17 protein-coding genes are annotated in these 20,273 nt (G+C 33.5%); 2 read left to right on the top strand and 15 right to left on the bottom strand.

The features are described from left to right. Positions 1-79: 79 nt before the first annotated feature. The 6 genes from RT261_RS03115 to RT261_RS03140 all read right to left on the bottom strand — a co-directional run bounded on the left by RT261_RS03115 (position 80) and on the right by RT261_RS03140 (position 5,863). Entirely contained in the window at positions 80-763 is a 684-nt protein-coding gene (locus RT261_RS03115; protein WP_313129212.1) for a FadR/GntR family transcriptional regulator, read from the bottom strand. A 348-nt stretch (positions 764-1,111) separates the two neighbouring features. Continuing rightward, a complete protein-coding gene (gene rpmF / locus RT261_RS03120) occupies positions 1,112-1,294 on the bottom strand; it encodes a 50S ribosomal protein L32 (protein WP_091687525.1) in 183 nt (60 codons plus the stop codon). A 2-nt stretch (positions 1,295-1,296) separates the two neighbouring features. Beyond that, a complete protein-coding gene (locus tag RT261_RS03125) occupies positions 1,297-1,824 on the bottom strand; it encodes a YceD family protein (RefSeq protein ID WP_313129219.1) in 528 nt (175 codons plus the stop codon). 230 nt (positions 1,825-2,054) lie between these two features. After that, on the bottom strand, positions 2,055-3,242 hold the full coding sequence (locus RT261_RS03130; protein ID WP_313129322.1) for an acetate/propionate family kinase: 1,188 nt from the start codon (positions 3,240-3,242) through the stop codon (positions 2,055-2,057). 174 nt (positions 3,243-3,416) lie between these two features. Continuing rightward, positions 3,417-4,421, bottom strand: a complete 1,005-nt coding sequence (gene pta, locus RT261_RS03135) for a phosphate acetyltransferase (RefSeq protein ID WP_313129221.1) — start codon at positions 4,419-4,421, stop codon at positions 3,417-3,419. 188 nt (positions 4,422-4,609) lie between these two features. Next, the gene (locus RT261_RS03140; protein ID WP_313129223.1) at positions 4,610-5,863 is read right to left on the bottom strand and encodes an HD-GYP domain-containing protein; all 1,254 of its coding nucleotides are present in this window, start codon (positions 5,861-5,863) and stop codon (positions 4,610-4,612) included. Positions 5,864-5,986: 123 nt separating this feature from the next. Here RT261_RS03140 and RT261_RS03145 point away from each other — a divergent pair, with 123 nt between their 5' ends. Beyond that, positions 5,987-7,261, top strand: coding sequence for a nucleotidyltransferase (locus RT261_RS03145; RefSeq protein WP_313129225.1), 1,275 nt, complete (start codon positions 5,987-5,989; stop codon positions 7,259-7,261). Positions 7,262-7,468: 207 nt separating this feature from the next. Here the strand turns inward: RT261_RS03145 and pepF are convergent, their stop codons facing one another. Beyond that, positions 7,469-9,274 (bottom strand): oligoendopeptidase F, encoded by a 1,806-nt coding sequence (gene pepF / locus RT261_RS03150; protein WP_313129227.1) that lies wholly within the window; start codon positions 9,272-9,274, stop codon positions 7,469-7,471. A gap of 419 nt (positions 9,275-9,693) precedes the next feature. On the opposite strand from pepF, the gene RT261_RS03155 reads away from it, so the two are divergent. Continuing rightward, positions 9,694-10,650, top strand: a complete 957-nt coding sequence (locus RT261_RS03155; protein ID WP_313129229.1) for a transporter — start codon at positions 9,694-9,696, stop codon at positions 10,648-10,650. Here RT261_RS03155 and RT261_RS03160 read toward each other — a convergent pair. The 8 genes from RT261_RS03160 to recG all read right to left on the bottom strand — a co-directional run bounded on the left by RT261_RS03160 (position 10,645) and on the right by recG (position 20,220). Beyond that, on the bottom strand, positions 10,645-11,292 hold the full coding sequence (locus tag RT261_RS03160; RefSeq protein WP_313129231.1) for an ATPase: 648 nt from the start codon (positions 11,290-11,292) through the stop codon (positions 10,645-10,647). The two genes, RT261_RS03155 and RT261_RS03160, sit on opposite strands and share 6 nt — an antisense overlap. 1 nt (position 11,293) lies before the next feature. After that, positions 11,294-11,797: a pantetheine-phosphate adenylyltransferase gene (coaD, locus tag RT261_RS03165; RefSeq protein ID WP_331665374.1), complete on the bottom strand. Its 504-nt coding sequence runs from the start codon at positions 11,795-11,797 to the stop codon at positions 11,294-11,296. Between the two features lie 169 nt (positions 11,798-11,966). Then, a complete protein-coding gene (rsmD, locus tag RT261_RS03170; RefSeq protein ID WP_313129233.1) occupies positions 11,967-12,524 on the bottom strand; it encodes a 16S rRNA (guanine(966)-N(2))-methyltransferase RsmD in 558 nt (185 codons plus the stop codon). Positions 12,525-12,881: 357 nt separating this feature from the next. Continuing rightward, a complete protein-coding gene (locus RT261_RS03175) occupies positions 12,882-13,082 on the bottom strand; it encodes an alpha/beta-type small acid-soluble spore protein (RefSeq protein WP_313129235.1) in 201 nt (66 codons plus the stop codon). A 541-nt stretch (positions 13,083-13,623) separates the two neighbouring features. Then, positions 13,624-15,888: a DUF2298 domain-containing protein gene (locus RT261_RS03180; protein WP_313129239.1), complete on the bottom strand. Its 2,265-nt coding sequence runs from the start codon at positions 15,886-15,888 to the stop codon at positions 13,624-13,626. 84 nt (positions 15,889-15,972) lie between these two features. Then, on the bottom strand, positions 15,973-16,689 hold the full coding sequence (locus RT261_RS03185; RefSeq protein WP_313129241.1) for a glycosyltransferase family 2 protein: 717 nt from the start codon (positions 16,687-16,689) through the stop codon (positions 15,973-15,975). Continuing rightward, positions 16,682-17,776 carry a UDP-galactopyranose mutase gene (gene glf, locus RT261_RS03190; RefSeq protein WP_313129243.1) on the bottom strand — a complete coding sequence of 365 codons (1,095 nt, stop codon included), beginning with the start codon at positions 17,774-17,776 and terminating at the stop codon, positions 16,682-16,684. Before glf ends, RT261_RS03185 begins: the two co-directional genes overlap by 8 nt. Before the next feature lie 407 nt (positions 17,777-18,183). After that, positions 18,184-20,220, bottom strand: coding sequence for an ATP-dependent DNA helicase RecG (gene recG / locus RT261_RS03195; protein WP_313129245.1), 2,037 nt, complete (start codon positions 20,218-20,220; stop codon positions 18,184-18,186). Between the last annotated feature and the right edge of the window lie 53 nt (positions 20,221-20,273).

Below are 20,273 nucleotides of genomic sequence, written 5' to 3' on the forward strand. Positions count from 1 at the left end.
CACTGTATGTATAACATCGCCTATCAGCTATATGCTATAGTATAGGTTCTGTTCAAAATAAAAGCAGTTTTATACTGCTTTACTTTTGTTGCTGAATAGTTTGATACATCATTCCAAGAATGTGCTCATTAATTTCTAATGCTCTTTTAACATCTCGTTCACATATAGCCTTATACAGCTCTTCATGCAACGGGATTGTATCTGTGAACGGTTCTTTCATATTTAATGGAAAATCCCATAACTTATCCATAGAACGGCTAAGAGATAAAATAAGCCGATGCATTACTCTATTATGTGAAGCTTCATATATCATGTAATGAAATTTTTTATCCTCCACATTTTGTTTTTCACCACGGTGATATTTATCCATCAGGACTTTAACAACTTCCCCCAGACTTTCAAGCTCTTTGTCAGTAATATTTTTCACTACAAGTTTAATTATTTCTTTTTCTAATATTCTACGTGCTTCCATTACCTCTAATAAGGATTCTTTTTCTTCTAGAAAATTAAGCTGAGACATCAATACATTCTCGTCATTGTGTTTAACATAAACACCCTTACCATTTTTCACTTCTAAAACATCTTTTGCCTCAAGAGTTTTTATGGCTTCCCTTAGCGATGTTCTGCTAACACCCATCATCTCCATAAGCTCTGATTGTGATGGAAGTTTGTCCCCTGTCTCTAGGTTTTCATCATGAATATATTCCTGAATATATTTAATTATTTCTGATTGTAACGGTGTACGGTTAATTCTTTGTCGCATTATATTATACTCTCCATCATTTTATTACTTCTATATGCTATCATATAGGTGTAATTTTGTCAATTAATATTATTTTTTCTGTGATAAACTATAGAAAAGTTCTATATAGAAATGCTATTCATTAAGCTTTCTGATTATAAATTATACAAATTACTTAATTATAGATGAAAACTCTTGGATTATATATAATAAAAATATATTTATTATCAATCAAAATATTTGGATTAGTAGGATTAAAATTTAGGTTCTATGATATACGTTGGAAATATGATTATTGATAAACGTTATATCGAAAAAAAATCAAGGATCTGATTTCTCAAACCCTTGATTTTATTTAATTTTTAATAATTAATCCTGTGGAATTATTTCTTTCTTGTTGTAAGAACCACAAGCCTTGCAAACTCTATGTGGTACCATTAATGCTCCACATTTGCTGCACTTTACTAAATTAGGTGCTGACATTTTCCAGTTTGCTCTACGGCTGTCTCTTCTAGCTTTTGAAGATTTATTCTTTGGACAGATAGCTCCCATGATTACACCTCCTTAAAATTCTTGAATATATCTCGGATTACTGACATTCTGGGATCCGGATCAGGTTCGCTGCAATTGCAGGTACTCTTATTCAGATTCGTCCCACAAGTTTTACATAAACCTTTACAGTCCTTATCACACAGAACCTTCATGGGAAAGTCTATAAGTATTTCACCATAGACTAATAAATCTACATCCAGATTATATTCATCGATATAATTTGTTTCATCTAAATCCTTAATTCGGTCTTCTGACCTATGATTTAAATCTAAATCTTTAAATATCTTTAGTTCAAACAAGGTTTCTACGTCTTCAAGGCATCTATTGCACGGAATTAATAAAGATATTTTTGCTTCGCCTTCAATCCTGACTTTACGTTCACCCATATGAGTTATGATAAGATCAACATTGGATTTTTTAGCAATGGGATAGCAAGTCCCTTCCAAGCAAAAGCTTTCTAATTCGATGGGAGCTTGAATATGTTCGACTTTGCCGTTAACAGATGTAATATCTGATAAATTAATAAGCATAACAATCTCCTATCTTTTAAAAATTCGCACTGTTTACATTATAGACAGGTGCCCATGATTTGTCAATAATAAATTTGTATTTCAACATAATTTTAAGCCTTTATTTAAATCAAAAATGTTAACAATATTTTTAACATACGAATTATAATTGTCATTCTAAACATAATTCAACTTCGTTAAATGCTCAGAATGACAATTATTTTTAATTTATACAATGTATTTTTAAAAAATTAGATTAATGCAACTGTTTCTCTGGCTATTGCTAATTCTTCGTTTGTAGGGATTACACAAACTTTAACTTTAGAATCTTCTGTTGAAACAATAGTTTCTTTTCCTCTTACACTGTTCTTATCCTGATCAATATTGATTCCAAGGTATCCGAGATAAGAAGATACATTTGCTCTTACATTTTTGTCATTTTCGCCCAATCCAGCTGTGAATGCGATAGCATCTACACCATTCATAGCAGCAACATAAGACCCAATATATCTTGCAACGCGATAAGAGAATACTTCAACAGCAAGTTTTGCTCTCTCATTTCCTTCTTCCGCAGCATTCTCTAAATCTCTAAAGTCACTGGATACACCTGATAAGCCTAATACACCGGATTTCTTATTCAGTATATTCATTACTTCTTCGATAGATTTATTTTCTTTATTTGCAATAAACTCCATAATAGCAGGATCAATGCTACCGCTTCTTGTTCCCATAATAAGACCTTCTAACGGAGTAAGTCCCATACTGGTATCAACGGATTTACCATTTAATACAGCTGTAACGCTGGCACCATTTCCCAAATGGCAAACAATCACTTTAGAGTTGTCTTTATCTAAGCCTGCCATGTCAATTGCTCTGGAAGCAACATAGCTATGACTTGTACCATGGAAACCATATCTTCTTACTTTGTATTTTTCATAATATTCATATGGAAGACCGTAAAGATATGCTTTTGCAGGCATTGTCTGGTGGAAAGCGGTATCAAATACTGCTACCATAGGTACATTTGGCATAAGGCTCTTACAAGCATTAATACCAATTAGATTAGCAGGGTTGTGTAAAGGTGCTAAATCATTACATTCTTCAATTCCTTTTATTACTTCGTCAGTAATAACTGTAGAAGTTGCGAATTTTTCTCCTCCATGAACTACTCTGTGGCCTACTGCACCAATTTCATCCAAAGATTTGATTACACCATGGTTTTTATCGATAAGAGCTTCCAACACTAATTTAATTGCTGTTTCATGAGTATCCATTGTAGCATTTATAACAACTTTTTCTCCTCCTGCAGGAGTGTGATTTAAACGGCCGTCAATACCTATTCTTTCACATAAACCTACAGCTAAAGCCTTTTCTGATTCGGAATCGATTAACTGGTATTTCAATGATGAACTACCGCAGTTAATAACTAAAACTTTCATTATTGCACCCATTGCATATCACAAGTTTGCTTGCGATACTGCCACAAATAAATAGTTCGAAAGAATTTAGTTGTGGCATCCTTTCGTATTAATATTTTCTTTCAAACTTTTCTTATTCATCGAAGCGGATATTCACCTGTCTACAGGCAAATCCACTTCTCTGACGAGGATAAATTATTTATTATCCATTGCACTGGCTTGTACTGCTGTAATAGCAATTACACCAACGATATCATCCGCACTGCATCCTCTGGATAAATCATTAACTGGTTTTGCAATACCTTGAGTCATTGGACCGTATGCTTCTGCTTTTGCTAATCTTTGAACCAACTTGTATCCAATATTACCTGCATCTAAGTCAGGGAATACAAGAACATTAGCTTTACCTGCAACAGAGCTTTCCGGAGCTTTGGCAGAACCTACGCTTGGAATAATGGAAGCATCCGCTTGTAATTCACCATCAATCTTAATATCAGGATAAGATTCTTTTGCGATTCTTGTAGCTTCTACTACTTTGTCAACGTCAGCATGTTTTGCACTTCCCTTTGTAGAATGAGAAAGCATAGACACTATGGGTTCATCACCGATAAGAGCCTTGAAACTCTTTGCGGAACTTTCTGCAATTGCTGCTAATTCTTCAGAATTTGGATTTTGATTTAAACCACAATCAGAGAATACAAATGTTCCATTATGACCGTATTCACAATTTGGAACAACCATAATAAAGAAAGAAGAAACTAATTTTGTTCCCGGAGCCGTTTTTAGAATCTGAAGAGATGGTCTTAGTACATTTGCAGTTGAATTGACTGCACCTGCAACCATACCGTCTGCATCCCCAGCTTTAACCATTGTAACACCAAATGTTAAATAATCTTTTGTTAAAGTTTCTCTAGCCAATTCAGGTGTCATACCTTTATTTTTCCTAATTTCAACAAGAAGATTAATGTAAGAATCCAATTTGTCTGTTGATTCAGGATCTACAAATTCAGCACCTGATAAATCAAAGCCTTCTGCTGTCTTTTTAATATTTTCTTCGTTGCCTAAAAGAACCACTTTAGCAACACCTTCCGCTAAAATTCTGGAAGCGGCTTCTAAAGTTCTTTTATCTGTTGTTTCAGGAAGAACGATAGTTTTCATGTTTTGCTTCGCTCTTGCCTTAATGTCTTCAATAAATCCCACTTTGAGTAAACTCCTTTCGTATTTCATAATCTAATTTTTTTATAATATTTTCCACACAGTAAAATCTCACAACTTTTATTATAGTCCAAAAAATTCTCCCAGACAAGTAAATAAATATTTTTTTAGCACATTTTATGTCGAATGAGGTTTTAATACCCCTAAATCACCTATTAGTATATTCAAATATCTTATATTAATTCTAAAAATTGGTTATAAAGGCTTTCATACTTTTCATTCATAGCTGCATATTTTTGCAATGGCTCCTCACAATCTCTTTCCACATTTTCCATAAGTGTATCATAAAATTCTTTTACACAATCAACTACTTCCCTGCTAATCATACCTTTATCCGCTTCTTTTATTAAAATAGAAAGAATCTTGTCCTTATTAAAGGAGGTTTTATAACTCCGCACGCCATATAAGGCACTTATGATATCTGCAACTGCCAGAATACGTTGGGGCAGCGTTAATTGATCAGCTGTCAGTCCTTTATGATAACCGGAACCATCTAATTTCTCATGATGACGGACAGCAATTTGTACAATTTCTTCATCTATATAATCTTTTAGAATTATTTCACTGACAGCAACATGATCTTTCATAATTTTCATCTCTTCTGCCGTTAATCCCCTGGGTGCCTCCAAAATATTTAATGGAGTTGATATTTTACCAATATCATGGAGTAAAGCTCCGTAATGAAGATTATATGTATCTTTAGCATTTAATCCTATCAATTTTCCTAATTGATCCGCGACACTTACTGTTGTAATGGTATGTCTAACCGTATGCTCGCTTCGAAAATCAATGGAATAGATTAACATCTGCAAAAATTCTTCTTTTTCTTTGGAAGTAAACACAGCTTTTTCTAAAAATTGATTCAATTCTTCCTGATAACTGTTATCTTCTAATCTTTCCAAAATATGATACTTTTGTTGTGCATTATTAAATAAATCAAGTGCATGTCCGGAATATTGAATATCTCTTAACCGATAAAACTTCTCTGGAACAATATCCCTTGAGGATATTTTATTCACATCAATTCTATCGGCAAGATTTAGGTAGCTGGAAATTACTTCATGCTTGCTATGAAATTTTGTCAATTTATTATAATCGATATGATGGAATAAAATTGTCTCTGCAAAATCATTTAATGGTGTTAAATACTTAAAAAATAAATATCCATAAATAGAGTGCTCCCAGATGTTTCTCGTTTCAAACTTAATCATATTGTCAATTTCATCTGTTTTATACGCACCGATGTCATGAAATAAGGCAGAAATAGTATAATCTAACATTTCCTGCTGTGAGTACTTATTTTCATATTCCATCATTTTATAAATGATATACCCCACTCTCTCTCCGTGATTAATGAGTCTTTCATCAATTAAATTTAAAGCTCTTTTCAGAATATTAATAACATCCCTGCTTTTTATTACGTTCATAACTTTTCTCCTTAGTAAAAAATATCTGTCAAGTATTAGGTTGTGAAAAAAGACTTTCTCTTGTAAAATAACTTCAAATAGAATATATTGAAGATACTATATCGAAAGTCAAAAGGAGCAATCATGAAAGTTGTAGGTTTAATAACAGAATACAATCCCTTTCATAATGGCCATAAATATCATATGGAGGAAGCAAAAAGAATTACCGGAGCCGACCACGTAGTTGTAGTGATGAGTGGTAATTTTGTTCAACGGGGTACTCCGGCTATCATGAATAAGTACAGCCGCGCTAAAATGGCTCTGTCCTGTGGAGCTGACGTTGTTTTTGAACTGCCTGTCTGCTATTCCACCGGCAGTGCAGAATATTTCTCACTGGGGGCTGTATCCTTATTGAATCAACTGGGTATCATCGATGAAATTTGTTTTGGAAGTGAATGCGGTAATGTTCACGAACTAACCTCTATAGCTAGAATATTAGCAGAAGAACCACTTGAATACAAGACTCTATTAGGCACATTTTTGAAAAAAGGGCATACTTTTCCATTAGCAAGAACCTATGCATTAAAGACTCTGTTACCGGATATAGAGGAGGCGGTTTTATCATCTCCCAATAACATCCTTGGCATAGAATATATAAAAGCCCTGATTCAATTAAATAGTTCCATAAAACCAGTAACCATAACAAGGAAACATGCGGGATACCATGAAGAAGAATTAGATATATTGTCTCAAAACAGTACAAGCCCTGCTGCTGATAGTAAGAATGACGCCATTAGTTCAGCCACTGCCATTCGTAAATCCATCCTGAATAGTACCTCAGTAACCGCCTTAGAACCTCACCTTCCTGAGGAAGTTTTAAGCATACTAGAAGAAGAATACGGTAAAACCTTCCCTATATACGAAGACGATTATACCTTATTATTACAATATAAATTGATGACGGAAACAAAAGAATCCCTTTCCGGGTATTTGGACGTATCAAAGGATTTAGCAAATCGAATTAAGAATACAAATATATTACCATTGGCATATTCCCAATTGGCACAAGAAATTAAGACCAAACAACTAACTCTGACTCGCGTAAACAGGGCTTTTATCCATATATTATTAAATATAACCACAGCCAATATGGAAGAGTATAAAAGGGAAGGTTACACCCAATATGCCCGTATACTTGGACTAAAAAAGACCTCCTCACACCTGCTTAGACAAATCCAAGACAAAGCCCAAATACCCATCATAACCAAAGTAGGCGATGCCTCAAAAAGCCTAAACCAGACAGGTCTTAAAATGCTTCATGAAGATATCTTTGCTGCAAATTTATACAATCAGATAATCTACCATAAGTATAACATCTTAATAAAAGATGAGTATACACATGGAATTATATTAATTTAATTATAAGGCTGTGAAATGAAATCAATAGCAAATTATATAACCATATCAAGGATACTACTTGTATTGCAATCAAGTAAATTCCAAGTAAATAGAAAAGTATATTTTCAAAGTAAATCATTTTATTATGTAAATTAAATCTAATAATTCTTCACGAATTTAGCTTACTGAATTCGTGAAGAATCATTTATACTAAGAATTTCTAAGATTCTATCCCAATAGTTCTTCCATTTCATCTAAAAGTTTACCAAACAAAGCCAAAGCATCATTAACTGGTTCTTTCTTACTCATATCAACTCCAGCTTTCTTTAGTAGTTCAATTGGATAATCAGAACTTCCACCGCTTAAAAACTTGTTAATGTAATCCTCTACAGCCGGCTCACCTTCTTTAAGAATCTTTCTGGAGAGTGCAATTGCAGCAGAATAACCGGTAGCATATTGATATACATAAAAAGGTTTATAAAAATGAGGAATTCTTGCCCATTCTATATCGATTTCCGGATCAATGACGATATCCTCACCAAAGTATTTTACATTTAAGTCATGGTAAATCTTACATAGATTCTCTGCCGTTAAAGATTCTCCGTCTAAATACATCTGATGGGTAATCATTTCAAATTCTGCAAACATGGTTTGTCTAAATAAAGTGGACTTAAATTGCTCTAAGAAATAATTTATTAAATATGCTCTTTCCTTCTTGTTCTTTGTATTACTAAGCAGATATTCCATTAATAATGCTTCGTTACAAGTAGAAGCAACTTCAGCAACAAAAATTTTGTATCCTGCATAGCGAATAGGAAGAGCTTCATCAGAATGATAGCTGTGAATTGCATGCCCCATTTCATGAGCAAGGGTAAAAACATTCTTTAAGCTGCCCTGATAATTTAACAACACATAAGGATGGGTTCCATATGCCCCCCAGGAATAGGCACCACTTCTCTTGCCTTCATTTTCATAAATATCAATCCAACCATTGTTATAACCTTCTTTTAAGATGGTACGGTATCTATCTCCCAATGGCTCCAAACCTTTATATACCATATCCTTTGCATCTTCAAAGTTTATTTCCATATCTACATCTTTTACTATAGGGGTATAAAGATCATACATATGAAGTTCCTCCAGCCCCAATGACTTTTTACGTAAAGACACATATCGGTGCATAAGAGGAAGATTTTCATGTACTGCATTGATTAAATTGGTATATACTTCTGACGGAATATTACTGTTATCTAATGCCATTGCTAATGAAGATTGATATTTTCTTGCTTTGGCAAGGAAGGCTTCATTTTTTACGTTAGCACTATAAGTGGCCGCTAATGTATTTTTAAACTTCATATAAGAAGATTGAATTCCATTAAAAGCATCTTTTCTAACTCTCCGGTTAGCACTCTCCATGAAAGTAACGTAACGGCCATGAGTGATTGCAACCTTTTCGCCATTCTCGTCCTCTATTTCAGGGAATTTCATATCTGCATTATGGAACATATTGAATATGATACTTGGAGCCTCTGCCATAGCTCCTGTATCAGCCAGCAAGCCCTCCATCTCTGCTGATAATACATGTGGTTTATGTCTAAGAATTTCTTTTATCGTAAATTCATATAGCTGCAACTCTTTATTAGAAGCAAGATATTGATAAATGGTATCTTCTGAAATCGCCAAAATCTCCGGTACAGCAAAGGAAAAGGCACTGTTTAACATAACTTCCAAAATACTTGCCTGGTTGGAAAAATCCTGATAGGTACTATTGGAAGTATCTTCATGATATTTTTGGTTGGCATACACATAAACACGTTCAAAATGTCCTGCAATTTCATCCTCAAGTTTATAAAATTCTAAAAGAGTATCTGCTGACTCCGATAATCTTCCCTGATAATCACTTACCTTGGAAATCAACTTCTTCGTTAACTGGTATTCCTCTTTCCACTCCTCATCTGTTTGAAACAAGTCACTAATAGCCCATTTGAATTGTTCTGGTACTTCTTCTCGCTTTAATTGTTTTTTATTGTCCATTGTTATACCTATTGCATATCACATCATTTCACATGACATCCTTGCCTTTCGATGTGATACTGCCACATAAAATCGGTTGAAAGAATTCATTTGTGGCAACCTTTCCTTTAATATTTTCTTTCAACTTACTTCATTATGGAAGTATTATAATTTCAGATATTCGCAATTCGCTTACGCTATTTGCTCATAACCTCATTGCCACTATGCGGCATTTCAGCAGGAACCCAAACTCCTGCTAAAACAGGAAAGTCCTCTTTCCTGATGAAGTTAAATTGTGTCATTCCTTACATTATACACCATGAGATTTTTGTTCTCAAGAAATAATCCATGTTTTCTGCATATATTGGACAGTAGCCAAATAAATTATAGTAATGATTTTCTTGGAGAAAATGATGCGACATTTATCCCACACTCAATATATGAAAAAAGAAAAGGGAAAGAAAGGACTATCAAAAGTAGGTATTGTCCTTTTCTTAGTTCTTATTCTAATCTTTCCCTCCGACGCTTATATAGGCGCAAAAAGAGGATTGCTTTTATGGTTTAATACGGTATTACCAACTTTACTTCCTTTTATTATTATGTCCAATCTTATTATTCGATTACAAATAACAAAGCCTCTTAGTAAACTTCTTTATCCTTTTTTTCATTTTATCTTTCGCGTAAGTAAAGGAGGCTGCTATCCCATTCTAATAGGTTTTCTTTCCGGAATACCTGTTGGTGCTAAATCCGTTGGTGATTTATATAGCAATGGCAGCTTAGAGGAAGAAGAAGCCCAATACCTGTTAAGTTTTTGTAATAATTCAAGCCCAATGTTTATTATGGGCTATATTGCAATCGCACAATTAAAAATGAAGGAGCTTCGGGGACCTTTACTATTTATTATTTACATATCCGGTATTATTGCCGCTTTTCTTTATTTTAGAATACTGGGATTATATAAAAGAAAAAAAGTATATACAGCCGAATATATATTAGAGGATCCCGAACCAAAATTTAGCTTTGCGGTTTTAGATTCTGCAATTATGGATGGTTTTGAAGTAATAACAAAAGTAGGCGGATATATAATACTATTTTCCATTCCTGCTCAAATCATCACAACTTTAGGTTCACCAAATAATCCGGCTAGGCTCCTTAGTATTGGACTTCTTGAAATTACAACTGGAATTAACCAAATTAGCATGTCCTCATTGGATTTAACTATAAAAATAGTCTTAATTACTATAATTACTTCTTTAGGCGGCCTGTCTGGCTTGGCACAAACAAAAAGTGTAATAAGTAATACAAGACTATCTTTTGGCACATATTTTAAGGTTAAATTAATTCATGCAGTGATTGCATTCCTGATGGCCTCTTTTTATGTAAGAATATTATTATAAATCTTGAAGGAAAGTATTTTCATCAAATTCAAAATCTTCCCCTTCCCGCTCCGGTTCCTGCGGCTCAGAGGGCTCATTTACTTGCTGAGGTACTTCGTATTCCTGACCTCTTAATTCTTTTTTATTATTAATTACAATTTCAAGGTTTCCTTGTAAAGAAAGGATTAGACTCTCATATTTTGATTTTGAGCTTTCATATGTATGGGCTAAGATACGTTCCACATTGGACAGCATATCCTCAGTATACACCAGGGCACTTGAACGAATTTGGTTAGCATCATTATTAGCATCCGCAATAATTTTATTTGCTTCTGCTGCTGCTTTGCTAACCATTTCATTTGCCTCATAATAAGCCTGCTGCATAATCTCATGTTCATTGATTAAAGTATGTGCTTTTTCATCAGCCTGTGCTAAAATAGCTGCTGCCTTTTCTTCCGCATCTGCAATAATGGCATCTCTATTTGCAATAATTTTTTGGTAACGCTTAATTTCATCCGGAGTTCTAAGTCTTAATTCGTCCAATAAATCATACAATTCATCTTTAGGAACAATTACCTTTGTGGTAGAAAGCGGCTGCATTCTGCAGCTTTCAATGAATTCATATATATCTTCAATTAATTGTTCTATTCTGCTTACACCCATGCTAATCTCTCCTTAATTTCTTATATTTATCTTGAATTGCTTGTACAACACAGGTTGGCACAAATTGTTCAACATTTCCACCATAACTTGCAATTTCTCTAACTGTACTGGAAGAAAGATAAGAATATTGAACACTTGTTGTTAAGAATACCGTGTCGACATCTGGATTTAGTTTATGATTTGTCTGAGCAAGCTGTAATTCAAATTCAAAGTCAGTAACTACTCTTAATCCTCTGAATATAACAGATGCACCTTTTTCTCTTGCATAATCCACCAACAGTCCATCATAGGATTCAATTATTACATTAGGAATGTCTTTGGTTACTTCCCTTAATAATTCAACCCGCTCTTCTGTATTAAATAAAGGTACCTTGTTACTATTTTTTAGCACTCCAATTATTAAAGTATCTACTAATTGGGATGATCTTAAAATAATATCAAGATGTCCAAATGTAACCGGATCAAAACTACCCGGATAAATACCAATTCTCATGTTTACACCCATTGCATATCACATCTGCTTTCAGATGTAATAGTCTGTTTTACAGATGTAATGCTGCCACAAATAAATAAGTTGAAAGAATCACTTTGTGGCATTCTTTCTATAATTTATTTTCTTTCAACCTTCTCTTTTGTAAATTTAATTTAATTCGATTTATGCTTTCATTAATTTTCTATTCTTTCAATTCGATAAAAATATGCTTATTGGATTTATATTTCTTTTCCTTATATATTTTAAACTTTGTATTCTCAAGATAATCAAATTCAGTTTCTAATGAGGCTTCTACAATAATAAGGGTATTGTAATAAATAATATTAGAAAATTGTAATGCCTCCAATACCTGTTTTTCCAACTGACAATTATAAGGCGGATCCATGAATATAACATCAAAAACTCTGCCTTGAATTTCTAAAGTCCTTATGGCAGATAATACATCTAGAGCTAATACAACACCATTCTCATTTAATGTGGTCAACCGTAGATTATCTTTAATGCATGCCACAGAAGCCTTGTTATTTTCAACAAAAACAGCTGATTTTGCACCTCTGCTTAATGCCTCTATACCTATAGCACCACTTCCACTGAATAAATCGAGGAAATCACAATCAGCTAATTGCATATTAATCATATTAAATAAAGTTTCTTTTATTCGATCCGTTGTGGGTCGGGTATCTAATCCTTCTATTGTCTTTAATTTTAATCTTTTCGCTTTACCAGCTATCACTCTCATCTTACTACCCCTCTCATATACAATCCAAATCAACCAATTATCTTATCGAGGCGAAACAACAGAAAGTATTGAAATATCTATTATTATTGTATATTATATAAAATTTTTGTCAACTTTTTTTTAAGAAAACGCCTTGTTCACCCCATTCATTCTACTCTATAATTATTTGCTTTTCAATAAGTACCTGCTTTATATAGGTAATGTTTCCTATATTCATTAACAGGGATTACACTAAAAAAGACCGCTCCGGAAATTAATCCCAAGCAGCCTCTTTTTTAATAGTTTTTATTTACTTCAGTTGTTTAATTTTATTTTTTGTTTTTAATTATCATGCTTTTCTAATTTAAAAATTCTTTATTATTGTCCAGCCATTCTCTTTTGCTGTTCAGCGATCATCTTTTTAACCATCATACCACCAACACTACCGTTTTGGTAAGAAGTTAAGTCACCATTGTAACCCTGTTTTAAAGGAACGCCGATTTCATTAGCTACTTCATATTTAAAGCGGTTCATTGCTTCTTTTGCTTCAGGAACTGTAACTCTGTTTCTACTTGCCATAATAAACTCCTCCATTTTCATATTTCCAACATTGCTACCTATAGTAGCGGTTAAAAATAATTCTTTGTTGTTGTTTGTTACGCTATTATTATATGTACTATTCAATAAAATACACTGGTACTTTTTTGAAACTTCTTATTAAAATGATTGTTTTTTTAAAATTTCTAAGAATAATACCAGTAAAAGCATCTACTAAAACATATTATTTTATACTTAATAATACATCCGGAAACAAATTATCCCATAAATTTTATATTTTTTCATAATTTCAACAAAAATTAAATTTTATAAAAATTTTAATTATAAGTAATTCAAAAAAATATTCACCAACGCAGATAGTATATACTCATTCATACCGTCCAAAGGGAACATATACCTCATTATTTAACGAACATCCAATCACAAATTTTTTAATTGTAATTGCTTTATTTATATAATATATTTATTCATAACATATTATCCAATACACAGCTTTGCCCTCAAAACCTATTCCAGAAGTTCCACACTACCTAAGCGGGCAAAGCGTCCTTATTCAAATTATTTACCCCTTAGGTTCAATTTGAATGATATAAGTATTACTTATATTCTCTGAACCTGTATATACAATCCTACCTAATTTTTTTAGTAAATCATTATTCAGAGAAATATATTTGACCCGTTCCAATTTTCCAACATAAATATACTCAATTTCGTATTCATCAATTAAAGTTTGAACCAATTCCCGATCTGTAGAAGTGTATATTGTTTCTATATCTGCTGCGCGCCTATTCACAATATCCGTATCACCTCTCCATAACCATTCATGAACATACCAGCCAAGCACTGTTGGTAAACCGGTAAATACAGATACTCTGCCATAATCAGTATAGCTGTCACCGTGAGCCTCCAGGATTACAGGTGTTCCTTTTATATTCTCATTCAACCATTTGATGGCCTTATAATCCTCTTGATTATCGGGGGTATTAAGGAATTCAGCAGCATCCAAACCTTTATAATCCTTAAAACTTTTATCCTTAATATACCAGGCCTTTACAGAAACAACCGGATACCACAAAGTAGTTAAGAACAAGAAAAGGGTTATATTAGCAAAGGTCTTTTGCCAATAAAAATGATGCATTTTTTTAAATTTCACAAAAATATAACCACTGCATATACCAAACATAATAAACGCCTGATATGTCAGCTTAAACATAGTATTGGCTCTTTTATAGTCTCCCGAATAAATATCTCTAATATAAATAACTTCTGGCATTATTACCAAACCAATTGCACACAGCCCTAATACTAAAATATATAAATCAGAAGTAGACAGACTATTTAAGAAGCGGAATAATATAAATCTAGGTTTATCATCTCTGAACTTATATTCTACACTGCCAGCTAATTCATATAAAAGGCCAATAATTAGTGTTACCGGCAATCCCCAAAGAATAAGCAGCTGATGCATGGGTGTATGGGCTTCTGCTAACATTATCTCTGTTGAAATCTGGTCAAATGTTAATGTAAATGGCAGAGAAATAAGTTCAGCTATGGCAATAATAAAGATACCCTGTAATGCCGTAATCCATAAAGCCTTTAAGCGAAATTCGTAGATTACTCCATTAAAAAATAAAATCACTCCTCCTGCAACTACATAATAGATTGGAAAATCCCAAAAGTTTGTAGTATGGAATAAACCAATAAAAAATCCTATCATAATAATAAAGGGATTGAAAATCTCCTGTTTTATTTGAAACCCTTGTTTCTCCCGGTTATCTAACTTTCTTTTTTGATGTAATAACCATGCAAATAAAATTCCAAGCAGTGTTAATACAAAAATTATATTGATTACATGAGCATGAAGATCCCCTAATACAAATGAATATCCAGGGAACTCATGAATAGTCTTATCAGTTGTCTCCGGGTTATAACCAATATATCTTGTGGAGTTAGGGAACCAATAATCCGCATAATCTCCTTTAATACCCAATATGGTTCTTATAGTTGGAACAACCCAATAAAAAAGAGTAAAATGCAGATTTCCTGCCAAAGAAACTCCTGCTCCGGATAAAATGCCAGCAATTCTTGGAACCCACTTGTGCTTTAAGTATTTTTCTCCAAAACGGTTTTTTGTAATATTAAACACCAAGGAATAAGGCAGCACAAAGGAAAGGGCCGCCAGCATAGTTAACATTAAGTTATACCCAACATTCACCGTGTTTAAGGACAATTTTGTTAAAAAAGCAGACATATATTGTCCAACATAATAATAATTTATGGTACTTCCGGAAAACCATAAGTCTTTGGGAGGCATATAGTCTCCCCGCATCATAGCCGCCATAAAACCATAATCCATAAATTTTTCCGTACCATGAGCTTCCGGTCTAAAGCCTCTTATATATACCCAGAGTAAAAATAAGAATAAAAAAAGAACCTCTTCTGCCATCATTGGAAATACATATTTCGAATCCATAAGAGACATCTTTTCTTCTTTTTTACTTTTTAAATAAATGATACCGTTAAAAATTAAGCAAGCCGTTAAAACAACATAACAAGAAACTTCGGTAAACTTTAATATTTTAAGAGAAGATAGCAGCCACATCAGATAGCCGCTGGAAGCAATCCCAATCACTTTGGAAAACAGGTAACCACCATCATGAAAGGAAGAAAATATTTTTCTTGTTAATGGCAAAAACAAAACTCCCAGTACAAGCACTGAAAGCCACCATCTTAAAAATGGAAAAAAATCTGATTTTAGAAAAACTCCTCCAGCAATCAGTAATAAGATAGTAAGTATATAAAGTATAATATTTTTTAACTTAAACATGTAATAAACTCCCATCTGATTATGTTACAATAATAGATAGCTTCTATTGTAAACACTATCTTCCAGTTTATTTTTATGTAGAAACTAAATATTATTTGCTAATATTTTATTAATTCTTAAAAAGTCTTTTAGGGCTTGTCTCCCTATTTTAATAATTTTATTAATATTAATGGAATTTACTCCGCCTTGTCTTTGTCGGAATGTAACCGGCAGATACTTAACCGGCAGTTTTTTCTTCGCATATATAACGGATACCAGAACATTGGATAAATTATAATCTTGAGGAATCAATTTCATGTTCTTAGAAAGGATCTGGGCTTTCATTAAACGAAAAGGTGTATTAGCATCTTTAATAGTCACACCAAAACATAGCTTTAAAACTATTTTTAAAACCTTTGTAACTACAATTCTTGAGAAGCCATCCTGACGGTCTTTTCTATGTCCAATCACCATGTCATATTGCTCTCTTATATTCCAAAATTTCCAAAACTCCTGCGGGACAGTCTGCCCGTCAGAATCAGTTTGAAAGATATAATCCGCCCCGGCATCTATGGCATAGCGATAACCGTATAAAACAGTTGCTCCATGACCCCCATTGGGCTTTGTAACAGGTTCAAAAGCAGCTCTTGTTTCAGCCGCTTTTTTCATTATAGTATAGGTAGAATCTTTACTTCCGTCGTCGATAATTACTAATTTACTGCCATTACCTATTCTCTCTACAATCGGATACCAATCCTCTATAACGGAATTGATATTTTCATCTTCATTGTAAGCAGGAATAACAATATATAGTTTATCCATTAATACCTCCTTCAAAGAGATTAAGGGCACTTCGAACCACCGCATCCATATTATAATAACGGTATTCAGCCAGCCTTCCCAGGAAAAGTACCTTCTTCTCCTTCATCATATCCTCCTGATATAATGAAAACTTTTCTTTCCACTCTTTTGTAGGGAAAGGATAATAAGGCTCTCCTTCATCACAAGGGAATTCCTTCAAAATGGTAGTTTTCTTATGCTCCTGATAAGTTAATTTCTTAAATTCCGTAATCCTAGTGTAGTCATAATCATTTGGATAATTGACTACCGGTGCCGGTTGGTAATCTTCTTTGTCATGAGTTTCGAATACAAAGTTGATACTACGGTATGCTAATTTGCCATACTTATAATCATAAAAATAATCTGTAGGGCCGGTATAAATTAATTTCTCATATTCTATGTCATCAATGACTTCTTTATAATCCGTATTCAGAAGTAGTTTGATATTTTTATTTTGAATCATATTTTCACACATTTTTGTGTACCCATACTTTGGCATTCCCTGATATCTATCACTAAAATATCTGGTGTCTCTATTAGTACGGATTGGGATTCTGGAAATGATAGAGGTATCTATTTCACCAGGATCAATTCCCCACTGCTTCTTCGTATAATTTTCAAAAAATTTCTCGTAAATATCTTGTCCAACTTTACTTAAAGCCACATCTTTACTGGTTTTAATTTCATCTATAGAAATCGCTTTCTTTTTTAAAAACTCTTCTACTTCTTCACAGGATAAGTTTAAATTATATAGTTTATTAATGGTTTCTACGGTAATTGGCATAGGAATCAAATTACCATCCACCTGAGTCAATACACGGTGCCAAAAATCATTCCAAGGTGTAAACTGGCTTAAATAATCATATACCCCTTTATCATTTGTATGGAATATATGAGGTCCATAATTATGAATTAAAACTCCATCCTCATTATAAGAATCATATATATTACCGCCTATATGACCTCTTTTTTCAATTACTAAAACTTTTTCATTGCAAACATCAGCAATCCTTTCAGCAATGGTTAATCCGGCAAGCCCCGCTCCTACTACCACATAATTATATCTCATAATTCTATCAGGTTAATTATAGCAGCTTACCATTATAAAATATTTCTGAATAGTAAAAATACTATAAATACCTATCTCCTTCCTTGAATTCCTTATATTCTGAATGTAAAGCACATTCTTAATTTTAACACTCCACTAGTAATCTATAAGTAATCTACATTATGTTATATTAAATCAGCTGGGTGAAGAATCTCACATTTTATTATGCTTTCTTCCCCTTTCAAGTTACAATAACATAATTATATGAATATAGTATATAATATTTTACCAATTATGGAAAGGTGTTTTCCTTAATTTTAAAATCAATCCATTCTTAAGATTAATATATATATATCATTATATGCATATCATTTTTCATCCTTTGAAAATCTTTTTTGGAACCCTTCCAATATACATTACTTTCAGTTTTATAATGTTCCCATATCATAATTTATAATTCTATCAGCCAAACTTGGGTTTGATTCCAATAATTGTTCCACTTCCTGCTGTGTTAAACTCTTTGCAGCTTCATTGGCTTTTAATAGCACTTCTGAATCATTATAAATATCTCCCAGTTTAAATTCCATATCACCGCTTTGTCTAATTCCAAACATATCCCCGGGACCTCTTAATTTTAAGTCTTCTCCTGCAATATAAAAACCATCATTGGAATGATTTAATATCTCCAAACGTTCCCTGGTTTCCTTTCCATTATTACCGCTCACTAAGATACAATAGGACTGATATTTTCCCCTGCCTACTCTTCCTCTTAACTGATGAAGCTGGGCAAGCCCAAACCGTTCTGCATTTTCAATCATCATCACTGTAGCATTGGGTACATTAACCCCAACCTCCACTACTGTAGTAGAAACCAAAACTTTTATTTCTCCAGCTGCAAACCGTTCCATAATGCCATTTTTTTCTTTGGGTTTCATCTTTCCGTGGAGGTATTCTACCAAAATATCAGAAGGCAGCCCTTCCTTTAATTTCTCGGTATATTCAATAACGTTTTCTGCTTCTATAACTTCGCTTTCTTCTACCATCGGGCATATGACATAGGCTTGTCTGCCTGCTGCCACTTCTTTTGCTATAAATTTATAAGCGGTATTACGATAACCTGTATCAACCACACAATTTTTAATTGGCAGCCTGTTAGCCGGCAATTCATCCACGACGGATATATCCAGATCACCATACAGAATAATGGCCAAAGTCCTGGGAATTGGTGTCGCACTCATAACCAGTACATGAGGATGGGTTCCTTTACCGGATAAAGCTTCCCTCTGCCTTACGCCAAACCGGTGCTGTTCGTCTGTAATGGCAAGAGCAAGATTATCATACTCCACTTTCTCCTGTATTAATGCATGAGTACCCACTATAATATCTGTTTCATGGTTTTTAATTTTCTCATAGGCTTTTCTTTTTTCTGCTGCTGTCATAGAACCAACTAGCAGAATAATTTTTACACCGTACTCTGCAAATAAACCGGTCAACGATTCATAATGCTGCTTAGCCAGTACTTCCGTTGGCACCATTAAGCTTCCCTGATATCCGTTTAGAGCCGTCATAAGCAAAGCAAGTGCGGCTAAAATAGTCTTTCCGGAACCAACATCACCTTGAATTAATCGATTCATAGTAGAGGGACCGGTAATATCTGTTTTTATTTCTTTCCAGACTTTAATCTGAGCTTTCGTTAAGGCATATGGCAGTTCTTTTATAAAGCTTTCACATTCTCTTTTTCCTTTTATAATATATTCATTATTCCAAGCTGTCTTTTTTTCCTTTAGTGCTTGTAAAGCCAATGTAAATTGAAAGAATTCATCAAATACAAGCCTGGTCTTTGCTGCTTTCATAGCTTCTAAACTTTTTGGAAAATGAATATCCTTCATAGCAGTTTTATAACTGCTTAAGTTATATTCCTTTATTATCCTCTTTGGTAAATAGTCGCTGGATAAGTCTGCTTCATTAAGGATATTCTTCACAGCCTTCCCTATGGTATTGCTGGTAATACCGGCTGTAAGCTCATAGATAGGCTGCAGTACATTCATCTTATTTAAGTACTCTTCTCTAGTATATATTTTGGGCTGATCCATTACCAAAACACCGTTTTTACGTACAACTTTCCCCCGGAATAAAAAATGGTATCCCATACGAAGTTTATTCCGTAAAAAAGGCATATTAAACCAGGTCAAATGGACGGAACCGGATGAATCCTGCACCCGGCAGCTAAGAATCTTCAAGTTCCTTACCTGTTTTGACTGAACAGAAGATACTACAGAAGCTTCCAAAGTAGCAACATTTCCTTCACTGATGTTGCTGATTGGAATAGGCACCTCGAACATATCATAAGTTCTAGGGAAATGATGAATCATATCATCAACTGTTAAAATGCCCATTTTATTCAAATCTTTTTCTGTTTTCTCGCCAATACCCTTTATTGCTATAACAGGATCTGTTAATTTCATAAATATCCTCCTGTATGAAATATTTAAATATTATATAATTGAATAATTCCCAT

Source organism: Anaerocolumna sp. (assembly GCF_032079385.1).
In the GTDB taxonomy this organism is placed as follows: domain Bacteria; phylum Bacillota; class Clostridia; order Lachnospirales; family Lachnospiraceae; genus Anaerocolumna.

What these genes read in the sequence shown, in the direction of transcription:
- RT261_RS03115 (WP_313129212.1), bottom strand. Translation starts at nt 763, where the DNA reads ATGCGACAAAGAATTAACCGTACACCGTTACAATCAGAAATAATTAAA.
- rpmF (WP_091687525.1), bottom strand. Translation starts at nt 1,294, where the DNA reads ATGGGAGCTATCTGTCCAAAGAATAAATCTTCAAAAGCTAGAAGAGAC.
- RT261_RS03125 (WP_313129219.1), bottom strand. Translation starts at nt 1,824, where the DNA reads ATGCTTATTAATTTATCAGATATTACATCTGTTAACGGCAAAGTCGAA.
- RT261_RS03130 (WP_313129322.1), bottom strand. Translation starts at nt 3,242, where the DNA reads ATGAAAGTTTTAGTTATTAACTGCGGTAGTTCATCATTGAAATACCAG.
- RT261_RS03140 (WP_313129223.1), bottom strand. Translation starts at nt 5,863, where the DNA reads ATGAACGTAATAAAAAGCAGGGATGTTATTAATATTCTGAAAAGAGCT.
- RT261_RS03145 (WP_313129225.1), top strand. Translation starts at nt 5,987, where the DNA reads ATGAAAGTTGTAGGTTTAATAACAGAATACAATCCCTTTCATAATGGC.
- pepF (WP_313129227.1), bottom strand. Translation starts at nt 9,274, where the DNA reads ATGGACAATAAAAAACAATTAAAGCGAGAAGAAGTACCAGAACAATTC.
- RT261_RS03155 (WP_313129229.1), top strand. Translation starts at nt 9,694, where the DNA reads ATGAAAAAAGAAAAGGGAAAGAAAGGACTATCAAAAGTAGGTATTGTC.
- RT261_RS03160 (WP_313129231.1), bottom strand. Translation starts at nt 11,292, where the DNA reads ATGGGTGTAAGCAGAATAGAACAATTAATTGAAGATATATATGAATTC.
- coaD (WP_331665374.1), bottom strand. Translation starts at nt 11,797, where the DNA reads ATGGGTGTAAACATGAGAATTGGTATTTATCCGGGTAGTTTTGATCCG.
- rsmD (WP_313129233.1), bottom strand. Translation starts at nt 12,524, where the DNA reads ATGAGAGTGATAGCTGGTAAAGCGAAAAGATTAAAATTAAAGACAATA.
- RT261_RS03175 (WP_313129235.1), bottom strand. Translation starts at nt 13,082, where the DNA reads ATGGCAAGTAGAAACAGAGTTACAGTTCCTGAAGCAAAAGAAGCAATG.
- RT261_RS03180 (WP_313129239.1), bottom strand. Translation starts at nt 15,888, where the DNA reads ATGTTTAAGTTAAAAAATATTATACTTTATATACTTACTATCTTATTA.
- RT261_RS03185 (WP_313129241.1), bottom strand. Translation starts at nt 16,689, where the DNA reads ATGGATAAACTATATATTGTTATTCCTGCTTACAATGAAGATGAAAAT.
- glf (WP_313129243.1), bottom strand. Translation starts at nt 17,776, where the DNA reads ATGAGATATAATTATGTGGTAGTAGGAGCGGGGCTTGCCGGATTAACC.
- recG (WP_313129245.1), bottom strand. Translation starts at nt 20,220, where the DNA reads ATGAAATTAACAGATCCTGTTATAGCAATAAAGGGTATTGGCGAGAAA.